This is a genomic window from Kitasatospora sp. NPDC127111, from assembly GCF_042677465.1.
In the GTDB taxonomy this organism is placed as follows: domain Bacteria; phylum Actinomycetota; class Actinomycetes; order Streptomycetales; family Streptomycetaceae; genus Kitasatospora.
In genome coordinates this window covers 6997-26758 of the sequence record NZ_JBHXTG010000046.1, presented here as the reverse complement: position 1 = coordinate 26758, position 19762 = coordinate 6997, and the positions used below count along the sequence as shown (strand labels likewise).

The 19762-nt window shown below is 72.0% G+C and carries 13 protein-coding genes and 1 pseudogene; 8 read left to right on the top strand and 6 right to left on the bottom strand.

From position 1 onward, the window contains the following. Positions 1–94 precede the first annotated feature (94 nt). The 3 genes and pseudogenes from ACFVHB_RS25225 to ACFVHB_RS25215 form a co-directional block, all read right to left on the bottom strand. The gene (locus ACFVHB_RS25225; RefSeq protein ID WP_380326515.1) at positions 95–1123 is read right to left on the bottom strand and encodes a Yip1 family protein; all 1029 of its coding nucleotides are present in this window, start codon (positions 1121–1123) and stop codon (positions 95–97) included. 177 nt (positions 1124–1300) lie between these two features. Beyond that, positions 1301–2374, bottom strand: a pseudogene (locus tag ACFVHB_RS25220) (sugar phosphate nucleotidyltransferase); the annotation flags it as partial. Between the two features lie 310 nt (positions 2375–2684). Then, complete coding sequence (locus tag ACFVHB_RS25215) at positions 2685–4907, bottom strand: (Fe-S)-binding protein (RefSeq protein ID WP_380326512.1); 2223 nt, start codon at positions 4905–4907, stop codon at positions 2685–2687. A gap of 327 nt (positions 4908–5234) precedes the next feature. Here ACFVHB_RS25215 and dnaK point away from each other — a divergent pair, with 327 nt between their 5' ends. The 6 genes from dnaK to ACFVHB_RS25185 all read left to right on the top strand — a co-directional run bounded on the left by dnaK (position 5235) and on the right by ACFVHB_RS25185 (position 12033). Next, the gene (gene dnaK / locus ACFVHB_RS25210) at positions 5235–7073 is read left to right on the top strand and encodes a molecular chaperone DnaK (RefSeq protein WP_380326509.1); all 1839 of its coding nucleotides are present in this window, start codon (positions 5235–5237) and stop codon (positions 7071–7073) included. After that, positions 7070–7690 (top strand): nucleotide exchange factor GrpE, encoded by a 621-nt coding sequence (gene grpE / locus ACFVHB_RS25205; RefSeq protein ID WP_380326506.1) that lies wholly within the window; start codon positions 7070–7072, stop codon positions 7688–7690. The genes dnaK and grpE overlap by 4 nt, the downstream gene beginning before the upstream one ends. 206 nt (positions 7691–7896) lie before the next feature. Continuing rightward, positions 7897–9045, top strand: a complete 1149-nt coding sequence (gene dnaJ, locus ACFVHB_RS25200) for a molecular chaperone DnaJ (protein ID WP_380326503.1) — start codon at positions 7897–7899, stop codon at positions 9043–9045. Positions 9046–9052: 7 nt separating this feature from the next. Next, positions 9053–9556 carry a heat shock protein transcriptional repressor HspR gene (locus ACFVHB_RS25195; RefSeq protein WP_380326500.1) on the top strand — a complete coding sequence of 168 codons (504 nt, stop codon included), beginning with the start codon at positions 9053–9055 and terminating at the stop codon, positions 9554–9556. A 213-nt stretch (positions 9557–9769) separates the two neighbouring features. Beyond that, positions 9770–10768, top strand: a complete 999-nt coding sequence (locus tag ACFVHB_RS25190) for a helix-turn-helix domain-containing protein (protein ID WP_380326497.1) — start codon at positions 9770–9772, stop codon at positions 10766–10768. A 638-nt stretch (positions 10769–11406) separates the two neighbouring features. Next, positions 11407–12033: a hypothetical protein gene (locus tag ACFVHB_RS25185; protein WP_380326494.1), complete on the top strand. Its 627-nt coding sequence runs from the start codon at positions 11407–11409 to the stop codon at positions 12031–12033. Positions 12034–12091: 58 nt separating this feature from the next. Here the strand turns inward: ACFVHB_RS25185 and ACFVHB_RS25180 are convergent, their stop codons facing one another. The 3 genes from ACFVHB_RS25180 to ACFVHB_RS25170 all read right to left on the bottom strand — a co-directional run bounded on the left by ACFVHB_RS25180 (position 12092) and on the right by ACFVHB_RS25170 (position 15959). Then, the gene (locus ACFVHB_RS25180) at positions 12092–13090 is read right to left on the bottom strand and encodes a LuxR family transcriptional regulator (RefSeq protein WP_380326491.1); all 999 of its coding nucleotides are present in this window, start codon (positions 13088–13090) and stop codon (positions 12092–12094) included. After that, on the bottom strand, positions 13083–14072 hold the full coding sequence (locus ACFVHB_RS25175) for a LuxR C-terminal-related transcriptional regulator (RefSeq protein WP_380326488.1): 990 nt from the start codon (positions 14070–14072) through the stop codon (positions 13083–13085). Before ACFVHB_RS25175 ends, ACFVHB_RS25180 begins: the two co-directional genes overlap by 8 nt. 735 nt (positions 14073–14807) lie before the next feature. Beyond that, positions 14808–15959: a TDT family transporter gene (locus ACFVHB_RS25170; RefSeq protein WP_380326485.1), complete on the bottom strand. Its 1152-nt coding sequence runs from the start codon at positions 15957–15959 to the stop codon at positions 14808–14810. A 71-nt stretch (positions 15960–16030) separates the two neighbouring features. Between ACFVHB_RS25170 and ACFVHB_RS25165 the strand changes: the two genes are divergently transcribed. Both ACFVHB_RS25165 and clpB read left to right on the top strand, forming a co-directional pair. Next, positions 16031–17020, top strand: coding sequence for a LysR family transcriptional regulator (locus tag ACFVHB_RS25165; RefSeq protein ID WP_380326482.1), 990 nt, complete (start codon positions 16031–16033; stop codon positions 17018–17020). An 84-nt stretch (positions 17021–17104) separates the two neighbouring features. Next, on the top strand, positions 17105–19711 hold the full coding sequence (clpB, locus tag ACFVHB_RS25160) for an ATP-dependent chaperone ClpB (RefSeq protein ID WP_380326479.1): 2607 nt from the start codon (positions 17105–17107) through the stop codon (positions 19709–19711). The last annotated feature ends 51 nt before the right edge of the window (positions 19712–19762 follow it).

Sequence of the window (19762 nt, the reverse complement as noted above, 5' to 3'; positions counted from 1 at the left end):
GGGTGGTGGAAGCGGAACGGGCCCCGCAGGCGGGGCCCGTCGTCCATTCTCCCCCGGGCCGGCGCGGCCCGGGCCGGGGGTTTCGCCGCCCGGCTCAGCCCAGCGTCGGCAGCTTGATCAGCACCAGCAGGGCGAGCAGCTGCAGCGCGGCCGCACCGGCCGCCTTGCCCCAGGGCAGGTCGTGCAGCCGGCGGACCATCGTGGTCAGCAGCACGGCGCAGAGCACCCAGGTGGCCCAGCCGACGGCCTGGACCACGACGTTGTCGGAGGGCAGCACCAGGGCCAGCAGCAGCCGGGGCGCGTCGGTGGTCCAGCCGATCAGCACGGCGAGGCCGACCGTCGACCGCCACGGGCCGTCCCCGCCGAACTGGCGGGCCAGCGCGTACGTGACCGCGCCGAGCGTGGCGCCGGCCAGGGTGAAGCAGAGCGCGGCGGCGAGGATGGCCGTGAGGGCGACGCCGAAGGTCGACTTGAAGACGTCGTCCCGGGTCAGGCCGATGCCGAGGACGGCCAGCGCGCCGTACAGCAGCGAGACGGTGAGCGCGGGCAGCCAGACCTGGTGGTCCCGGGTGCGGTCGAAGGTCGCGGCCGGGCTGCGGAAGAGGCCGGTCAGCAGCTCGCGCCAGCCCGGGCGCGGGCCGGAGACGTGCGGAGCGGACTGACCGCCGGCCCGGTACACGGCGACATTGTCCTGGCCGTAGCCCTGCTCCTGGGGGTACCCCTGGTCCGGGCCGTAGCCCCCGCCGTACGCCGGCGCGTCGCCGTACGCGGGCCCGTAGCCCTGCGGGCCGTGGCCCCCGCCGTGGGCCGCGTCCGGGTACGGCTGCCCGTACTCCCCCGGGTGGCCCTGGCCCTGGTAGGGGTACGGCTCCCCCGCGTACGGGTCCGCGCCGGTCGGGAACGCCCGGGTGTGGCCGGGCTGGTCCGCGGCGTACGGATCGGGCCCGCCGGCGTACCCGCCGTCGGCGCCGGCGCCCCCGGGCGCCGCCTGGTGCGGGGCGGTGAAGTACTCCGGCCCGTCCGTCTGCCCGTAGCCCCCGGGCGCCCCCGCCGAGGGCGGCGGAGCCGACCACCCGCCACGGGGGTCGGCTCCCTGACCGCTGTCGTATCGATTACCAGCCACGTTCCGAAGGTACCCGTCCGGCTGACTCCGCGTCGGCCGCGCACCGAGCCGGGGCCGGTTTGCAGCCAGCCTGTGACGGCGCCGGCCCAGGGGAGGGCGGCCCTACCGCTGCGCGGAGACCTTGGGGCCGTGCACCGCGGCGGCGGCCGTGGCACCGGCCGGGCAGCCGCCCGGGCCGGCCGAGGTGCGGACGGCGCCGACCGGCAGCAGCGTGCCGCAGGCGATCCGGACGCCGCTCGGCAGCTCGTTGTCCGCCTCGACGATCGCGCCGTCGCCGATCACCGCGCCGTCCAGCGACGTCCGGGCGCCGACGGTGGCGTACGCGCCGACGATCGAGTCCTTGACCAGGGTGTCCGGGCCGATCACCGCGCCGGGCAGGATCACGCTGCCCTCGACGATCGCGCCGGGCTCGACCACCGCGCCCTCGGAGAGCACGCTGCCGCAGCTCAGCACCGCGCCCGGGTGGACGGTCGCGCCGGGCAGCAGCAGGGCCTCGCCGGTCGGGCCGGGGACGGCCGGGGAGTCGACCTTGCCGAGCACCAGGTCGGCCGAGCCGCGGACGAAGGCCGCCGGGGTGCCGAGGTCCAGCCAGTACGAGGTGTCCACGACGCCGCGCAGCAGCGCGCCGGTGGCCAGCAGCTCGGGGAAGGTCTCGCGTTCGACGGAGACCTCGCGGCCGGCCGGGATGCGGTCGATCACGGACCGGGTGAAGACGTAGCAGCCGGCGTTGATCTGGTCGGTGACGATCTGCTCGGGCGTCTCCGGCTTCTCCAGGAACTCCAGCACCCGCCCGTCCTCGTCGGTCGGGACGAGGCCGAAGGCGCGCGGGTCCTCGACCCGGGTGAGGTGCAGGGTGACGTCGGCGCCGGCGGCCACGTGGCCGTCGCGCAGGGCGGCGATGTCGACGCCGGAGAGGATGTCGCCGTTGAAGACCAGGACCGGCTCGTCGGGGCCGCAGGTGAGCCCGGAGGCGGCGTTGCGGATGGCGCCGCCGGTGCCGAGCGGCTCGCGCTCGGTCAGGTAGACCAGCTCGATGCCGTACGGGGTGCCGTCCTGGAAGTGGTCCTCGAAGACCTCGGCCAGGTAGGAGGTGGCGAGCACCACGCGGGTGACCCCGGCGGCCGCCGCGCGGGCCAGCTGGTGCGCGATGAACGGGACGCCTGCCACGGGCAGCATGGGCTTGGGGGTGTGGGTGGTCAGCGGACGCAGTCGCGTGCCCTTACCACCGACCAGCATGATCGCCTCGGTCATGGTCTGCGCTGTTCCCCTTGTGGTCTCTGCGGCCCGGCCCGGCGGGCCGATACCTCCGTCGGTGGTCTGGCACCCGGCCCGGTGTGACGGAACGGGTCGACCGGCACACGGCCGGTCAGGCGCCTACTGTATTTCCTTCCAACACGGCCGTTGCCAGGCGGCCGCGCTATCGGCACCACTCCCCCACGACTCGGGTGCCGCCGCTCCCCCCGCCGCGGCACCCCCGTCGCCCCAAAAGCCCGGCCCGGCGGGCGCTTTCGCGTCGCCCACCGGGCCGGGCAGTTGTAGCAGAACTGTCGAACAGCGGATGCTACGCGTCCACCGTCTCCGGCTGGTCCGCCGCGGCCGGCGGCGCCGCCTTGACCGAGTCGAGCAGCAGCTGGGCGACGTCGACCACCTTCAGGTGCTCCTTCGCCGCGCCCTCGTTCTTCTTGCCGTTGACCGAGTCGGAGAGCATGACCAGGCAGAACGGGCAGGCGGTGGAGACGATGTCCGGGTTGAGGGACAGCGCCTCGTCCACGCGCTCGGTGTTGATCCGCTTGCCGATGCGCTCCTCCATCCACATCCGCGCGCCGCCGGCGCCGCAGCAGAAGCCGCGCTCCTTGTGGCGGTGCATCTCCTGCTGGCGCAGACCGGGGACCTTGTCCATGATCTCGCGCGGCGGGCTGTAGACCTTGTTGTGGCGGCCCAGGTAGCAGGGGTCGTGGTAGGTGATCAGGCCCTCGACCGGGTTGACCGGGACGAGCTTGCCCTCGTCGATCAGGTGCTGCAGCAGCTGGGTGTGGTGGATGACCTCGAAGTGGCCGCCCAGCTGCGGGTACTCGTTGGCGATGGTGTTGAAGCAGTGCGGGCAGGTGGCGACGATCCGCTTCTTCGGAGCGTCCTCCAGCGCCGCGTTCAGGGTCTCGACGTTCTGCGCGCCGAGCATCTGGAAGAGGAACTCGTTGCCCAGGCGGCGGGCGGAGTCACCGGTGCAGGACTCCTCCTTGCCGAGGATCGCGAACCGCACGCCGGCGGTGTGCAGCAGCTCAGCGAAGGCCTTGGTGGTCTTCTTGGCGCGGTCCTCCAGGGCGCCGGCGCAGCCGACCCAGTAGAGGTACTCGACCTCGGCGGGGTCGATGTCCTCGCCGATCACCGGCACCTCGATGCCGGTCTCCTTCTTGAGCTCCTTGACCCAGTCGAGGCGGGCCTTGGTGGCCATGCCCCACGGGTTGCCCTTGTTCTCCAGGTTCTTGAGCATCGTCCCGGCCTCGGTCGGGAACGAGGACTCGATCATCACCTGGTAGCGGCGCATGTCGACGATGTGGTCGATGTGCTCGATGTCCACCGGGCACTGCTCGACGCAGGCGCCGCAGGTGGTGCAGGACCACAGGACGTCCGGGTCGATGACGCCGTTCTCCTCGGCGGTGCCGATCAGCGGGCGCTCGGCCTCGGCCAGCGCCGCCGCCGGGACGTCCTTGAGCTGCTCGGAGGTGGCCTTCTCGGTGCCCTCCATGTCCTTGCCGCCGCCGGCCAGCAGGTACGGCGCCTTGCCGAAGGCGTGCTCGCGCAGGCTCATGATCAGCAGCTTGGGCGAGAGCGGCTTGCCGGTGTTCCAGGCGGGGCACTGCGACTGGCAGCGGCCGCACTCGGTGCAGGTGGAGAAGTCGAGGATGCCCTTCCAGGAGAAGTGCTCGACCTGGGAGACGCCGAAGACGGCGTCGTCGGCCGGGTCCTCGAAGTCGATCGGCTGGCCGCCGCTGGTCATCGGGCGCAGGGCGCCGAGCGCGGTGCCGCCGTCCTCCTCGCGCTTGAAGTAGATGTTGAAGAAGCCGAGGAAGCGGTGCCAGGCCACACCCATCGAGGGGTTGAGGCCGATGGTGGTCGCCCACGCGAAGGAGATGCAGATCTTCAGCATCGCGAAGAGGTAGACCAGGTTCTCCAGCGTCCCGTGCGACAGCCCGCTCAGCGCGGTGACGAGCGGGTACGAGACCAGGTGCTCCGGCCCGTAGGAGTCGACGCCGGCGAGGGCGCCCTCCAGGGCGCGCAGCATGGTGATGCAGAGGCCGATGCCGAGGATCGTGTACTCGACGTAGAAGGCCTGCCAGGCGATCGAGCCGGCGAAGCGCGACTTGCGGCCGGACTTCGACGGCAGGCTGAGCAGCCGGATCACCATCAGGGTCAGGATGCCCAGGGTGGTCAGGGTGCCGAGCAGCTCGACGAAGAGCTGCCAGAGCATCCAGTGACCGATGACCGGCAGCGCGAACTCGGGGTCGAAGAGCTGGCCGAAGGCGTTGACGATGGTCAGCACCAGGCTGAAGAAGCCGACGGCGACGAACCAGTGCGCGATGCCGACGACGCCCCAGCGGTTCATCCGGGTGTGGCCGACGAACTCGACCGCCACGGTCTTGACCCGCTGGGCGGGCTGACCGAAGCGGGTGGGGTCGGATTGGCCGGTCCGCACCACCTTGAAGATGTACAGCGCCGCACGGGCGGCGAGCGCGGTGCCGATCACGAACGTGACCAGCGAGATGACGATCGCTGCTAGTTGCATCGGCTCTCCGTCTCCTGCGGCTTCCTGGGTTGGCGGTCTCTCCGAAGTGAGTGTACTCGTCGGTAACTTCCCGGGCCGACGGCCCGGACATTACCGTTTGTCAACTCTTCTCCTGAAGACGTCCAAGGTATGGCGGCAGTCACGTAAGTCCACCCTCGGCACTCGGAGCGACCCCCGCCACCGCTCCACCCGCCGCGACGGCGACCGGCCGGCCCCGCGCCCCGCTCAGCAAAGTTGAGCGACCCCGACTCATAGCTGTTGACGGTCCCCGGGGAGTCGTGCATCCTTGAGCCCGTAAAGCTCAACTCTTCCGTGGAGGTATCTACGATGGCACGCGCGGTCGGCATCGACCTCGGTACGACGAACTCGGTCGTCAGCGTCCTTGAGGGTGGCGAGCCCACCGTCATCACGAACGCCGAGGGTGCGCGGACCACGCCGTCCGTCGTCGCCTTCGCGAAGAACGGCGAGGTCCTCGTCGGTGAGGTGGCCAAGCGCCAGGCCGTCACCAACGTCGACCGGACGATCCGCTCGGTCAAGCGCCACATGGGCACCGGGTGGAAGATCAACCTGGACGGCAAGGACTTCAACCCGCAGCAGATCAGCGCCTTCATCCTGCAGAAGCTGAAGCGCGACGCGGAGTCCTACCTGGGCGAGACCGTCACCGACGCCGTCATCACCGTCCCGGCGTACTTCTCCGACTCCGAGCGCCAGGCCACCAAGGAGGCCGGTGAGATCGCGGGCCTCAACGTCCTGCGCATCGTCAACGAGCCGACCGCGGCCGCCCTGGCCTACGGCCTGGACAAGGACGACCAAACCATCCTGGTCTTCGACCTCGGCGGCGGCACCTTCGACGTCTCCCTGCTGGAGATCGGCGACGGGGTCGTCGAGGTGAAGGCCACCAACGGTGACAACCACCTCGGTGGTGACGACTGGGACCAGAAGGTCGTCGACCACCTGGTGAAGACCTTCCAGGCCGGCCACGGCGTCGACCTGTCGAAGGACAAGATGGCCCTCCAGCGCCTCCGCGAGGCGGCCGAGAAGGCCAAGATCGAGCTGTCCTCCTCCTCCGAGACCTCGATCAACCTGCCCTACATCACGGCCTCCGCCGAGGGCCCGCTGCACCTGGACGAGAAGCTCACCCGCGCCCAGTTCCAGCAGCTCACCGCCGACCTGCTGGAGCGCTGCAAGGTCCCGTTCCACAACGTCATCAAGGACGCCGGCATCTCGCTCTCCGAGATCGACCACGTCGTCCTCGTCGGTGGCTCGACCCGCATGCCGGCCGTCGCCGACCTGGTCCGCGAGCTGACCGGCGGCAAGGAGGCCAACAAGGGCGTCAACCCGGACGAGGTCGTCGCCATCGGCGCCTCGCTCCAGGCCGGCGTCCTCAAGGGCGAGGTCAAGGACGTCCTGCTGCTCGACGTCACCCCGCTGTCCCTCGGCATCGAGACCAAGGGCGGCATCATGACCAAGCTGATCGAGCGCAACACGACCATCCCGACCAAGCGCTCGGAGATCTTCACCACGGCCGAGGACAACCAGCCGTCCGTGCAGATCCAGGTCTACCAGGGCGAGCGCGAGATCGCGGCGTACAACAAGAAGCTCGGCATGTTCGAGCTGACCGGCCTGCCGCCGGCCCCCCGCGGCCTGCCCCAGATCGAGGTCACCTTCGACATCGACGCCAACGGCATCATGCACGTCGGCGCGAAGGACCTCGGCACCGGCAAGGAGCAGAAGATGACCGTCACCGGCGGCTCCGCGCTGCCGAAGGACGACATCGAGCGCATGATGCGCGAGGCCGAGCAGTACGCGGAGGAGGACCACAAGCGCCGCGAGTCGGTCGAGACCCGCAACCAGGCCGAGCAGCTCGTCTACTCGACCGAGAAGTTCATCGCCGACAACACCGACAAGCTGCCGGCCGACGTCAAGACCGAGGTCGAGACCGCCATCGGCGAGCTCAAGGAGGCCCTGAAGGGCGAGGACATCGCGGCCATCCGCGAGGCCTCGGAGAAGGTCTCCACCACCGCCCAGAAGCTCGGCCAGGCCCTGTACGCCAACGCCGACGCCGCGGGTGCCGCCCCGGCCGGTGACGCCGCCGGCGCCAAGGACGACGACGTCGTCGACGCCGAGATCGTGGACGACGAGAAGCCCAAGGGCGGTGCGGCATGACGGAGAAGCCGCAGGGTGCTGAGCCCGGCGACGACTCCGCCGCCGAGGAGGCCGTGATCAAGGCTGCCGAGGAGGCCGCCGCGGCCGGTTCGGCCGGCGGGGACGAGCTCGCCACGGCCAAGCGCGAGCTGGCCGAGCGGACGGGCGACCTCCAGCGCCTCCAGGCCGAGTACCAGAACTACCGCAAGCGGGTCGAGCGCGACCGGCTCACGGTCCGCGAGATCGCCGTCTCCAACATCCTGGAGTCGCTGATCCCGGTGCTGGACGACATCGGCCGGGCCCGCGAGCACGGCGAGGTGACGGGCGGCTTCAAGTCCGTCGCCGAGTCGCTGGAGACGGTCGTGGCCAAGCTGGGCCTGCAGCAGTTCGGCAAGGAGGGCGAGCCCTTCGACCCGACCATGCACGAGGCGCTGATGCACAGCTACTCCTCGGACGTCACCGAGGACACCTGCGTCCAGATCCTCCAGCCCGGCTACCGGATCGGCGAGCGGATCATCCGCCCGGCGATGGTGGCGGTCGCGGAGCCCCAGCCGGGCACCCAGACCACCGCCGCGCCGGACGCCGATTCCGCGAAGTCCGCCGACGCGGACGAGGCTGACGGTGGCGCGGACAGCTGACCGCCGGTGACAGCTGACAACCCGTGCGCTGCGGAGTCGTACGTCGTCCAGTACGACGGCCGGCTCCGCAGCGCCGTATCCGTTGACTCCACATCGTGGGGACCCGTATCTGTTGACTCCGGGAGGTGGCGGCAGCGCATGAGCGAGCGAATCGTCGGTGGGTGCGCGGTGCGTGACGCGGCCGCCGAGCGCGGCGAGGTGGATGCATGAGCGGCAAGGACTACGTGGAGAAGGACTACTACAAGGTCCTCGGCGTGCCCAAGGACGCCTCCGCCACCGAGATCAAGAAGACCTACCGCAAGCTGGCGCGCGAGTTCCACCCGGACGCCAACAAGGGTGACGCCAAGGCCGAGGACCGCTTCAAGGACATCTCCGAGGCCTACGACGTCCTCTCGGACGAGAAGCGCCGCAAGGAGTACGACGAGGCGCGCACCCTCTTCGCCAACGGCGGCTTCCGCTCCGGCGGCCCGGGCGGCGGCAGCTACAGCTTCGACTTCGGCGACCTCTTCAGCGGCAGCCAGGGCGGTGCCGGCGGCGGGATCGGCGACGTCTTCGGCGGACTGTTCAACCGCGGCGGACGACAGGCCCAGCCGCGCCGCGGCGCCGACGTCGAGACCGAGGTGACGCTCTCCTTCGAGGAGGCCGTCGACGGCGCGACCGTCCCGCTCCGGATGACCAGTCAGGCCCCCTGCCGCACCTGCAGCGGCACCGGCGCCAAGGCCGGCACCACCCCCCGGGTCTGTCCCACCTGCGTCGGCGCCGGCACCGTCAGCCGCGGCCAGGGCGCCTTCGCGCTCTCCGAGCCCTGCCGGGACTGCCGCGGCCGCGGCATGATCGTCGACGACCCGTGCCCCGACTGCCACGGCAGCGGCCGGGCCAGCTCCGCCCGCACCATGCAGGTCCGGATCCCGGCCGGCGTCCAGGACGCCCAGCGCATCCGGCTCAAGGGCAAGGGCGCCCAGGGCGAGCGCGGCGGTCAGGCCGGCGACCTCTACGTCACCGTGCACGTCGACCCGCACCCCGTCTTCGGGCGCAAGGCCGACAACCTCACCGTGACCGTGCCGGTCACCTTCCCCGAGGCCGCCCTCGGCGGCACCATCGAGGTGCCGACGCTCAACGGCCCCTCGGTGAAGCTCAAGCTGCCCCCCGGCAGTGCCAACGGCCTCACCCTGCGGGCCCGCGGCAAGGGCGCCACCCGCAAGGACGGCACCCGCGGCGACCTCCTGGTCACCGTGGAGGTCGTGGTGCCCCAGCACGTCACCGGCGACGCGCTGACGGCCCTGGAGCAGTACCGCGAGGCCACCGCCTCCGACGACCCGCGAGCCGCCCTCTTCAAGGCGGCGAAGGGAGCGTGACGACCAGATGACCCCCGACAGTCCCATCGGCCCCGGGATCGGCGAAGGCCTCCCCGGCGGTGCCCCGCGCACCCGCCGCACCGCCCCGCCCCCGCAGTACGTCCTCACCGAGGACACCCCGGTCTACGTGATCTCGGTCGCCGCCGAGCTCTCCGGCCTGCACCCGCAGACGCTCCGCCAGTACGACCGGCTCGGCCTGGTCTGCCCCGACCGCACCGCCGGCCGCGGCCGCCGCTACTCGGCCCGGGACATCCAGCAGCTGCGCGAGGTCCAGCGCCTCTCCCAGGACGAGGGCATCAACCTGGCCGGCATCAAGCGGATCATCGAGCTGGAGAACCAGGTCACCGCCCTCCAGTCCCGCATCGCCGAACTGGTCGACTCCCTCGAAGGCGCGGCCACCGCCCTCCAGCAGCGCGAGGCCACCATCCACGCCTCCTACCGCCGCGACCTGGTCCCCTACCAGCCCCCGACGCAGTCCAGCGCCCTGGTCGTCTGGCGCCCGAAGCGCTGACCGGGCCGCTCCGCCCACAGCCGCCGGTTCTCCCCTGCTCGGGGGGTGCCGGCGGCTCGGTGTTGGTGAGAGAGTGCTCCTCCGAGCAGCCATGGTGTTAATCTCCGTGCCCGCCGGGCCGGGCACTGGATCGAGGTCCCTGTTTTAAAATCCCTGGGACCGCACACCTCAGTCGCGTTGACCACTTGTCCGGTCGACGACAAGGAGCCGGAAGTGAGTGATCGAGAACAACTGGCGAACAACCACGGCCGGTCACACCTACTGTCTCCGGATGCCCGCGGCCTCTACCTGAAGGCCTTGAGCGAGGACGGTCGGCTCAGCAGAAGCACCTGCACTCCCGACGAGAGTGCGGCACTCGACGAGTTGCTGGAAATCGGGCTCCTGATATCGGATGCCGACGAACCCGGCTCGCTCTTCGCCGCGGACCCCGCGAAACTCGCGGCGAGCCTGAGTTACACGTGGCAACGGCAGGCGCTCGACCTGCTGTCCCGCGCGGTGGCCGTCCCGGGGGATCTGAACGAACTCGCCGAGGCGTTCCACAACCCCGCCCAGAGCGGAGGCCCGATCGAATACGTCCAGGGCCGGGCGCTGATAAACCAGCGCGTCCAGCAGGCCATGGCCGGCGAGATCACCGAGGGCCTCGCCATGCAACCGGGCGGCCCACGGCCGTCCGACTTGCTGACCTCGTTCATGAACCGCGACCTGGACATGATCCGGCAGGGCGCGTCGATGCGGACGATCTACAACGCCAGCACCAGGCATCACCAGCCCACCAGGGATTACGTCGCCACGCTGGCCAAGGAGGGCTGGCAGTTCAGAACCCTGGACGAACCGTACGCCCGGCTGCTCATCGTCAACCGACGACTTGCGGTGATCCCCGTGGCCGGCGACCACCTGGCCGCTTTCATCCACGATCCCGCGGTCATCAGTTTCCTCGCCCAAGAGGTTTTCGAACGGAACTGGAGCCGGGCGCTCGATTTCGACGGCGACCGGACCATTCCCCAGCAAGTCGTCTCCCAGCTGCGCCAGACGATTATCGACCTGCTTCTCGCGGGAACCAATCACCGGGTAATCGCCCGTCGGCTCGGGATCAGCGAGCGCACACTCGCCCGGCACATCGCGGAGATGCGCGAGGAGTACAACGTGGATTCGCTCTTCCAGCTCGGCTACGTGCTCGGGCAGGCGCCGAGGGCCGGCCACGAGGCGCATTAGGGGCAACGCGCGGCCATCCGACCCGGCACCTCGTTCACGGCGCCGTGGGCCGAACCGGACGCGACGTCAATCCCCGGCACGACCCTGCGCCCGGCCGATCGGGCTCAGAAGGCCGCGCGGGCCCGATCCACTACCAGTGGAAGTCCTCCTCCATGAGCTGCACCTGAGCCCGGACCTCCGGCGCGTGGCCATTCACGGTTTCGGCCTGCGCGTTACCCGTCGCAAGAGTGCCCACGGCCAGGAGAGAGACGCCGACAACGGCGGACAGCACGGCCTTACGGACAAGTCGGTACATACGAGACACGGACTCACGCCTCCTTCTCTTTGGCTTAGCGAGCCGAACTAATAGCACTGGCGTCCACATGATGCCGCACACCTCGTACCGTGTCATCTCCTACAGGAGGCGATGCGCGTCATCTCCCTGCCAGGCATCCAGATGACAGGGCGAAACGGTGGACGGGGCCGTGGCCACTGATAGACGATCAGTTCGCTCCCGATGGTCCAGCACAAGCGGGAAACTTGCCGCTGTACCGTCAAATACCCCTCTGTGCAGTGCAGATTCTCTGAAGCAGCAAACAACCGCAGCGCCTGCCGGCACCGCATCTCCCCCCCGGTCGGCCTTCCCCCCGGAGTCGACAATGACCGAGCCCTACCTGCGTCACCACGACAGCCAGGCCCCTGAGGGCCGGCGTGCACGGGTCTTCCTGGCCGCGCCGCTGATGCGGCTGACCGGTCCGGCGGACAGTGTGGTGACGCTCGCCAGCCGGACGCGGCTGACGACGCTTCGCACGACCCTCCTGCGCAGCGGCGCCGCCGTGTACAGCGCCCACCACAGTGACGCCTGGACCGTCGCCGGGCGCGCCCCCGAGCCGCGCGTGCCGTCGGACTTCCGGGCGCTGCAGTCCGCCGACCTGGTCTTCGCCTACGTCGGTGCGCCGCTCTCGGCCGGGGTGAGCCTGGAGCTCGGCTGGGCGTCGGCGCTGCGGAAGCCGATCGTGCTGCTGGTCGACGAGGCCATCACGCACAACCCGCTGATCGCCACCATCGAGCAGGTCGCCCCCGTCCTGCCGCTGGTCTTCGACGACACCTGGTCGCAGGAGGCCCTCCACCACACCGTGGAGACCGCCCTCGACTGGGCCGGCATGGCGCTCTCCCTGCGCCAGGGCTTCTGGACCGCCCCCGGCGAGCAGTTCACCGTCCCCCGGCAGCAGCCCCCGGCCGTCGGCCCGACCGGCTACTGGCCGAGCAACGCCGCCACCGGCTGACCCCTCCCCCGCCCCTCGGAGCATCGGCCCACCGGCCGGCGGCTCATCGGCCGACGGCTCACGCACCGGACTCCCCCGTCCGGGCTCCGCGCATCTGCCAGCCGAGCTGGAACAGCGTCTCCGCGTCGTACAGCTCGCGCAGCCGCGCGATGTGACCGGCCACGGTGCGCTCGCTCAGCCCGAGCCGGCTCCCGATCGCCCGCTGGGTCAGCCCCTGGGCCAGCAGTCGGCCGACCTGCTCGTGGACGGCCGACACGGCGGCGCCCTCGGCCAGGGCCGCCCAGTTCACGCCCTCGGCCTGCTGCCACTGCTGCTCGAAGACGCCCACCAGGAACGTCACCGTGGCGGGGTCCTCCACGATGGCGGCGCTGCTGTTGTCCGCGGCCGCCGGGATCACGGCCACGGCCCGGTCGAAGATCATCAGGCGGGTGAACGGCGCGGCCAGCACCCGGATCACGCAGCCGAGCCGGGTGGCTTCGGCCGCGTAGGCGACGTTCGCCGGGTCCAGTCGGACCGCCGGTTCGTAGATCATCCGCATGGCGGTGCCCTGCCCGAGGTACCGCCTGGCGGCCTCCAGCGCGGCGGGCAACACCTCGGCGGGACGGCTGCCGCCGGGCTGCGCGGTCAGGCACTCCCAGCGGCAGCGCTCGGCCAGCACGGCGATCTCGTGCCGGATCTGCGCCATGTCCGCCAAGTACCGCACCCCGGAAGGCGCGTCCGCCCGGCGCGACGTGGCGTCGTACGCCCGCGTGAGGTCGTCCATCAGCTCGGGCAGCTGCTCCGCCTCGACCAGCAAGCGCGCACTCGCCAGCCGGATGCCCGCCCCGATCCGCTCGGTGACCGACCGCGGATCGACCGCGCTGTACGAGGCGTCCATCAACTGGTGCACCAGCAGCCCGACGTCGACGAGCCGCCGCAGCGCCGCCTCATCCCCCGGAGCGACCTCGGCGGCCCGGATCCGACCGCCGTCCTTCAGGATCGCGCAGTACAGCTCGCGCGCGGCCGCGTCCGGCAGCGCGGCCGTCAGCAGCTCCGACGCCGGACCGAGGTCAGCCACCCTGCCCTCCCCTCATCTGCCAGCCCAGCTGGAACAGGGTCTGCGCGCCGTAGCGCTCGCGCAGGCGGGAGATGTGGGCGGCGACGGTGCGTTCGCTCAGGCCCAGCCGGCTGGCGACGGCCCGTTGGGTGAGGCCGCGGGCGAGCAGCCGGCCGACCCGTTCGGGGGCGTCGCGGGCGGGGCCGTTGGTGTGGGCGGCGGCCCAGTCGGTGGTCTCGGCGCGGGCCCAGTCGCGTTCGAAGGTGTTGACGAGGAAGGCGATCGCGGCCGGGTCGGAGATGAACGCGGCGGTGCTGTGGTCCTCGTTGGCGGAGAGCACGGCGACGGAGCGGTCGAAGACGAACAGGCGCTGGAACGGCTCGTCCAGGGTCCGGATCAGCGATCCGCGCCGGGTGACCTCGTCGGCGTAGGCGATGGCGGCGGGGTCGGAGACGGCCACCGGCTGGTAGATGGTGCGCAGCGAGCAGCCGCGCTGGAGCAGTTGGACGTCCTGGAGCAGCGCGATCTTCAGCGCCTCGGGCGGGCGGTGGCCGGGCTGGGCGGTGAGGACCTCGGTGCGGCAGTCGGAGACCAGTTGCGAGATGCGGTGGCGGATGTGGACGTGGCCCTCGAGGTAGACGGCGCCGCCGGAGCGTTCCGGCGGGCGGGGCATCGCGTCGTAGGCGCGGGTGAGGGAGTCCAGGGCACCGGGGAGGTTCTCGGCGCAGACCAGCAGCCGGGTGGCCTCGCTGCGCAGTTCGGCGCCGAGCCGGTCGCTGACGGAGCGTGGGCTGACGGCGGTGTAGCAGGCGTCCATGGGGTTGGGCATCAGCAGGCCGACGTCGACCAGCCGGCGCAGCGCGGCCCGGTCGGTCTCGGGTACGTCGGCCGCGGCGATGCGGCCCCCGTCGGCGAGGATGGCCAGGTAGAGCCGACGGGCCTCCTCGTCGGGCCCGCCGGACGGCCTGGTGATGCCCGGTACGGCCGTCGGGTCCGCCGTCACCTCGAACACTCCCTGCCGGATGGGTCTCGGACTACGCCTTGCTCCGCGTGCGCGCCGAGTGGGTGTCGAGTGCGCGGCGGGGGTGTGCGGCCCACCGGTCATGATCCCGGTACGGCGCGCTGCACGCGATCACGGTACTAGCGAGCCGGCGGACCCCCGGGTCCCGGGTGCCGTCGCACGCCGGGGGGCCGGGGGCCGCCGGTGCCACACCAGGGTCGAGGCGCTTCCGGCGAGGCGGAGCAGCAACGCCTCGCTGGATCCGGTCCCGGGGGCCATCACCACACATGGCGTCCCGGCCGGCGCTCTTTCCCCCGACATGCAGGTACGGACGTACCTCTCGCATCCAGTTCTGAAGAGCAAGTCGCCACCATCGGGCTGCGGTTGCCCGGCAACCCTGGCGTGGCTCCACCCTCACAGCGTGACGGCCGGTGAACAAGTGCCGCCCGAGTGCATGTTCTCGCAATTGCAGGAACCTGCAGCGGCCGAACGGCGCGATCGGCCGCCGGGCGGCGCGGCTGCTGATAAAGGTACTGGTCAGAAGGGTGCTTTCGCGGAAACCGGCCGTCCGGTCGTTCGGTCGTGACAGGGCGGTCATTCGGTCGCAATGCGGTGGTCATTCGGTCGCATCACAGCGGCCATCCGGGCACCCGTGCGAGGGCCGCGCCGGAACCCGGACGAACCGCCCATTCGGCACGCCGGCGCCTCGGCACGCGCGCCGCTCGGCGCGCCGGCCGCTCAGCGCGCCAGCAGCCGTCCGCCGGCCAGGCCGGCCACGGTGCCGCACGCGGCGACGGCCCAGGCGGCCACCAGCAGGACGAAGAGCCCCGCCGCCAGGCCGGTGAAGCCCGCGAAGCCGGTGTGCCGGGCGAGCGCGGCCGCGCCGGTGACGCAGGTGCCCACCGGGAAGGTGTACGCCCACCACGTCATCGCGAAGGTCATCCCGGCGCGGCGGGCGCGCAGGTTGGCGGCGGCGGCGATGACGAGCCAGAGCATCGCGACGCCGAGCACCGCGACGCCGTACAGCTCGGCGAAGGCGAGCACGGCGGGGGCGAGCCGCGGGGTGACCTGGCGGGCGGCGTCGGCGAGCTGGTGGACGGCGGTGGTGGACTGGCCGAGCGGGCCGAGCACCAGGAAGAGCGCCGGGGTCAGCGCCGGGGCCGGCGGCTTGCTGTGCACGAGGCCGGTGAGCACCACCGGCAGCAGGGCGAGGGTGGCGAGCAGGCCGACGCCGAGCAGCGCCCAGCAGCCGTACAGCATGGCCCGCTGCGGGGTGCCGGCCGGCAGGTGCGGGACGAGCGCGGGGCCGGTGGCGGCGGCGACCAGCGGGGCGACCACCGGCAGCAGCCAGGTCGGGTTCGCCTCCAGCGCGGAGAGCCGGTGCCGGGTGATCATCAGGTACGGGATGCCGGCCGCGACCGTCAGCGCGTACAGCGTGCCGGCGCCCCAGAGCGCCGCGTCCACGGCCACGGCCGGGCCGGTGCCGATCACCCGCGAGCCGAGCACCAGGGTGCCGAAGCCGACCGAGAGCAGGGCCATCGGCGGACAGCCGTAGAAGACGGCGGTGGCCGGGGTGTCCAGCAGGTGCCGACGGGCGGCCGCCCGGTGCCGGGTGAGGTGGACCAGCCGGGCCGCGCCCAGCACCAGCAGCGCGACCAGCCCGAGGCCCCACATCAGCTCGCCGAACCCGGTCAGCCCGGGCGGCCGGACCGGCAGGGCCGCGGCGCCGTTGCCGACGATCGCCGTTCCCATCACCGCCGCGTACCAGTTGGGGCCCAGCTGGGCGAGGTCGGGGCGGGCGGAGGGGCCGACGAGGGAACGGCCGAGGCGGCGGGCGAGGGAGCGGGGGGCGCCGAGCGGGGGTCGGGGCCGGGTGATCACGGTGGCCATGCCGTCCACCGTGCCGGGGCGGGGCCGGTGCCGGTAGCGCCGGGCACTCTATGAGGGCATAGCCTGAACCTATGGCCCTCTCCCCGCACGTCCCCGAACTCGGCGCGCTGGAGCTGCTCCTCGCGGTGGCCCGGCTGGGCAGCGTCGGCCGGGCGGCGGCCGAACTGGGGGTGAGCCAGCCGACCGCCAGCGCCCGGATCAAGGGCATGGAGCGGCAGATCGGCGTCCCGCTGCTGGACCGCTCGCCGCGCGGCAGTCGGCCGACCGAGGCGGGCCGGCTGGTGGTCGAGTGGGCCCGCCAGGTCGTGGAGGCGGCGCAGGCCCTGGACGCCGGGATCGACGCGCTGCGCGAGCGGCGGGACGCCCGGCTGGTGGTGCTGGCCAGCCTGACCGTCGCCGAGTACCTGATGCCGGGCTGGCTGCTGGCGCTGCACGGGAGCAGCCCCGGCACCGCGGTGACGCTGCGGACGGCCAACTCGGCGGACGTCGCGGGGCACGTGCTGGCCGGGGAGGCCGACCTCGGCTTCGTCGAGGGCCCGTCGACCCCGCCCGGGCTGGCCGGCGCGGTGGTGGCCGCCGACCGGCTGGTGGTCGTGGTCGCCCCCGACCACCCGTGGGCCCGCCGCCGGACCCCGCTGACCGGGGCCGAGCTGGCCGCGACCCCGCTGGTGCTGCGCGAGCCCGGGTCAGGCACCCGGGAGGTGCTGGAGATGGCGCTCGCTCCGTTCGGGGGTGCGGCGCGGCCGCGGCTGGAGCTGGCCTCGTCCACCGCGCTGAAGGCGGCGGCGATGACCGGCGCCGGGCCGGTCTGCCTGAGCGAGCTGGCGGTGGTGGAGGAGCTGGCGACCCGGCGGCTGGTGGAGGTGCCGCTGGCGGAGGAGCTGGACCTGCGGCGCCCGCTGCGCGCGGTCTGGCCGGCCGGGCGGCGGCCGAGCGGCCCGGCCCGGGAGCTGCTGACGCTGACCCGGCGGACCGGGGCGGGCGGCGGGCCACGGCCGCAGCCACGGCCACGGCCACGGCCACGGAAGAGTTCACCGAAAAGTCGGGCCGAGGACGGTTGAGCAGAAAGTTGAGTGGAATAGACTCAACTTAGTGCATGCTGTAGTCAGCAGTACGCAGCCATCAGCGAGGAGGACACCCCAGCAGTGGACGCCAGCAAGTTCACCACCAAGACGCAGGACGCCCTGTCCGCCGCCATCCGGCAGGCCGGCTCCGCGGGGAACCCGGACGTCAAGCCGGTGCACATCCTGACCGCCCTGCTGGAACAGCCCGAGGGCATCGCCAGGCCGCTGCTGGAGGCGGTCGGCGCGGACGTCGCCCGGACCGACGCCGAGGCCCGCCGGCTGCTGGCCGCGCTGCCCAGCGCGATGGGCTCCACCGTCGCCGCCCCGCAGCTGGCCCGCGACACCCTGGCCGTGCTCACCGAGGCCGGCAAGCGCGCCGACGACCTGGACGACCAGTACGTCTCCACCGAGCACCTGATGGTCGGCCTGGCCGCCGAGGGCGGGGCCGTCGCCGAGCTGCTGGTGCAGCAGGGCGCGACCCCGAAGGCGCTGCTCGCCGCCTTCAAGGACGTGCGCGGCAGCGGCCGGGTCACCTCACCCGACCCGGAGGGCACCTACAAGGCGCTGGAGAAGTACGGCACCGACCTCACCCAGGCCGCCCGGGACGGCAAGCTCGACCCGGTGATCGGGCGTGACCAGGAGATCCGCCGGGTCGTCCAGGTGCTGTCCCGGCGCACCAAGAACAACCCGGTGCTGATCGGCGAGCCCGGCGTCGGCAAGACGGCCGTGGTCGAGGGCCTGGCCCAGCGGATCGTGGCCGGCGACGTGCCGGAGTCGCTGCGCGGCAAGCGCCTGGTCGCACTGGACCTCGGCGCGATGGTGGCGGGCGCCAAGTATCGTGGCGAGTTCGAGGAGCGGCTGAAGGCCGTCCTGAACGACATCAAGCAGAGCGACGGCCAGGTCGTCACCTTCATCGACGAGCTGCACACCATGGTCGGCGCGGGCGCCGGCGGCGACTCCGCGATGGACGCCGGCAACATGCTCAAGCCGATGCTGGCCCGCGGCGAGCTGCGGATGGTCGGTGCCACCACCCTGGACGAGTACCGCGAGCGGATCGAGAAGGACCCGGCGCTGGAGCGCCGCTTCCAGCAGGTGCTGGTCGGCGAGCCCAGCGTGGAGGACTCGATCGCCATCCTGCGCGGCCTCAAGGGCCGGTACGAGGCGCACCACAAGGTGCAGATCTCGGACGCCGCCCTGGTCGCCGCGGCCACCCTGTCCAACCGCTACATCACCGCGCGCTACCTGCCCGACAAGGCGATCGACCTGGTCGACGAGGCGGCCTCCCGGCTGCGGATGGAGATCGACTCCTCCCCGGTCGAGATCGACGAACTCCAGCGCTCCGTCGACCGGTTGCGGATGGAGGAGCTGGCCCTGGAGAAGGAGTCGGACCCGGCCTCCGTCGAGCGCCTCACCCGGCTTCGGCGCGATCTCGCCGACAAGAACGAGCACTTGAGCGCGCTCACCGCCCGGTGGGAGCAGGAGAAGAAGAGCCTCAACCGGGTCGGCGAGCTGAAGGAGCGGCTGGACGACCTGACCGGCGCCCTCGAACGCGCCCAGCGGGACGGCGACTTCGAGCGCGCCTCCAAGCTGATGTACGCCGAGATCCCGGCCGCCGAGAAGGAGCTGGCCGACGCCCAGGCGCACGCCGCGGACGAGGACACCTCGACCTCGATGGTCAAGGAGGAGGTCGGCCCGGACGACGTCGCCGACGTGGTCGCCTCCTGGACGGGCATCCCGGCGGGCCGGCTGATGGAGGGCGAGAGCGCCAAACTCCTGCGGATGGAGGAGGAGTTGGGCCGCCGCCTGATCGGCCAGACCGAGGCCGTGCAGGCCGTCTCGGACGCGGTGCGCCGTACCCGCTCCGGCATCGCCGACCCGGACCGGCCCACCGGCTCCTTCCTCTTCCTCGGTCCGACCGGCGTCGGCAAGACCGAACTCGCCAAGGCCCTGGCCGACTTCCTCTTCGACGACGAGCGCGCCATGGTCCGGATCGACATGAGCGAGTACGGCGAGAAGCACTCCGTCTCCCGCCTGGTCGGCGCCCCGCCCGGCTACGTCGGCTACGAGGAGGGCGGCCAGCTCACCGAGGCGGTCCGCCGCCGCCCGTACAGCGTGGTGCTGCTGGACGAGGTGGAGAAGGCCCACCCCGAGGTCTTCGACGTGCTGCTGCAGGTGCTGGACGACGGCCGGCTCACCGACGGCCAGGGCCGCACGGTGGACTTCCGCAACGCGATCCTGATCCTCACCTCCAACCTGGGCAGCCAGTTCCTGGTGGACCAGACCACCCCGGAGGAGAAGAAGAAGGCCCTGGTGCTGGACACCGTCCGGGTCGCGTTCAAGCCGGAGTTCCTCAACCGGCTCGACGACATCGTGGTCTTCGACCCGCTGGGCACCGCCGAGCTCAGCCGGATCGTCGACCTCCAGGTGGCCCGGCTGGGCGAGCGGCTGCGGGAGCGCCGGCTCACCCTCCAGGTCAGCGAGGCCGCCCGGGACTGGCTGGCGCTCACCGGCTACGACCCGGCGTACGGCGCCAGGCCGCTGCGCCGCCTGGTGCAGTCCGCGATCGGCGACCAGCTCGCCCGGGCGATCCTCTCCGGACAGGTGCACGACGGCGACACCGTCCTGGTCGAGCGGGACGACAAGGACGACCGCCTCACCGTGCGTGGCCGCGGGCCGCTGGAGAAGTAGCCCGTCCGGGCCCCGGCGGTGGTGGGCCGCCCCTTCCCGGAGGGGCGGCCC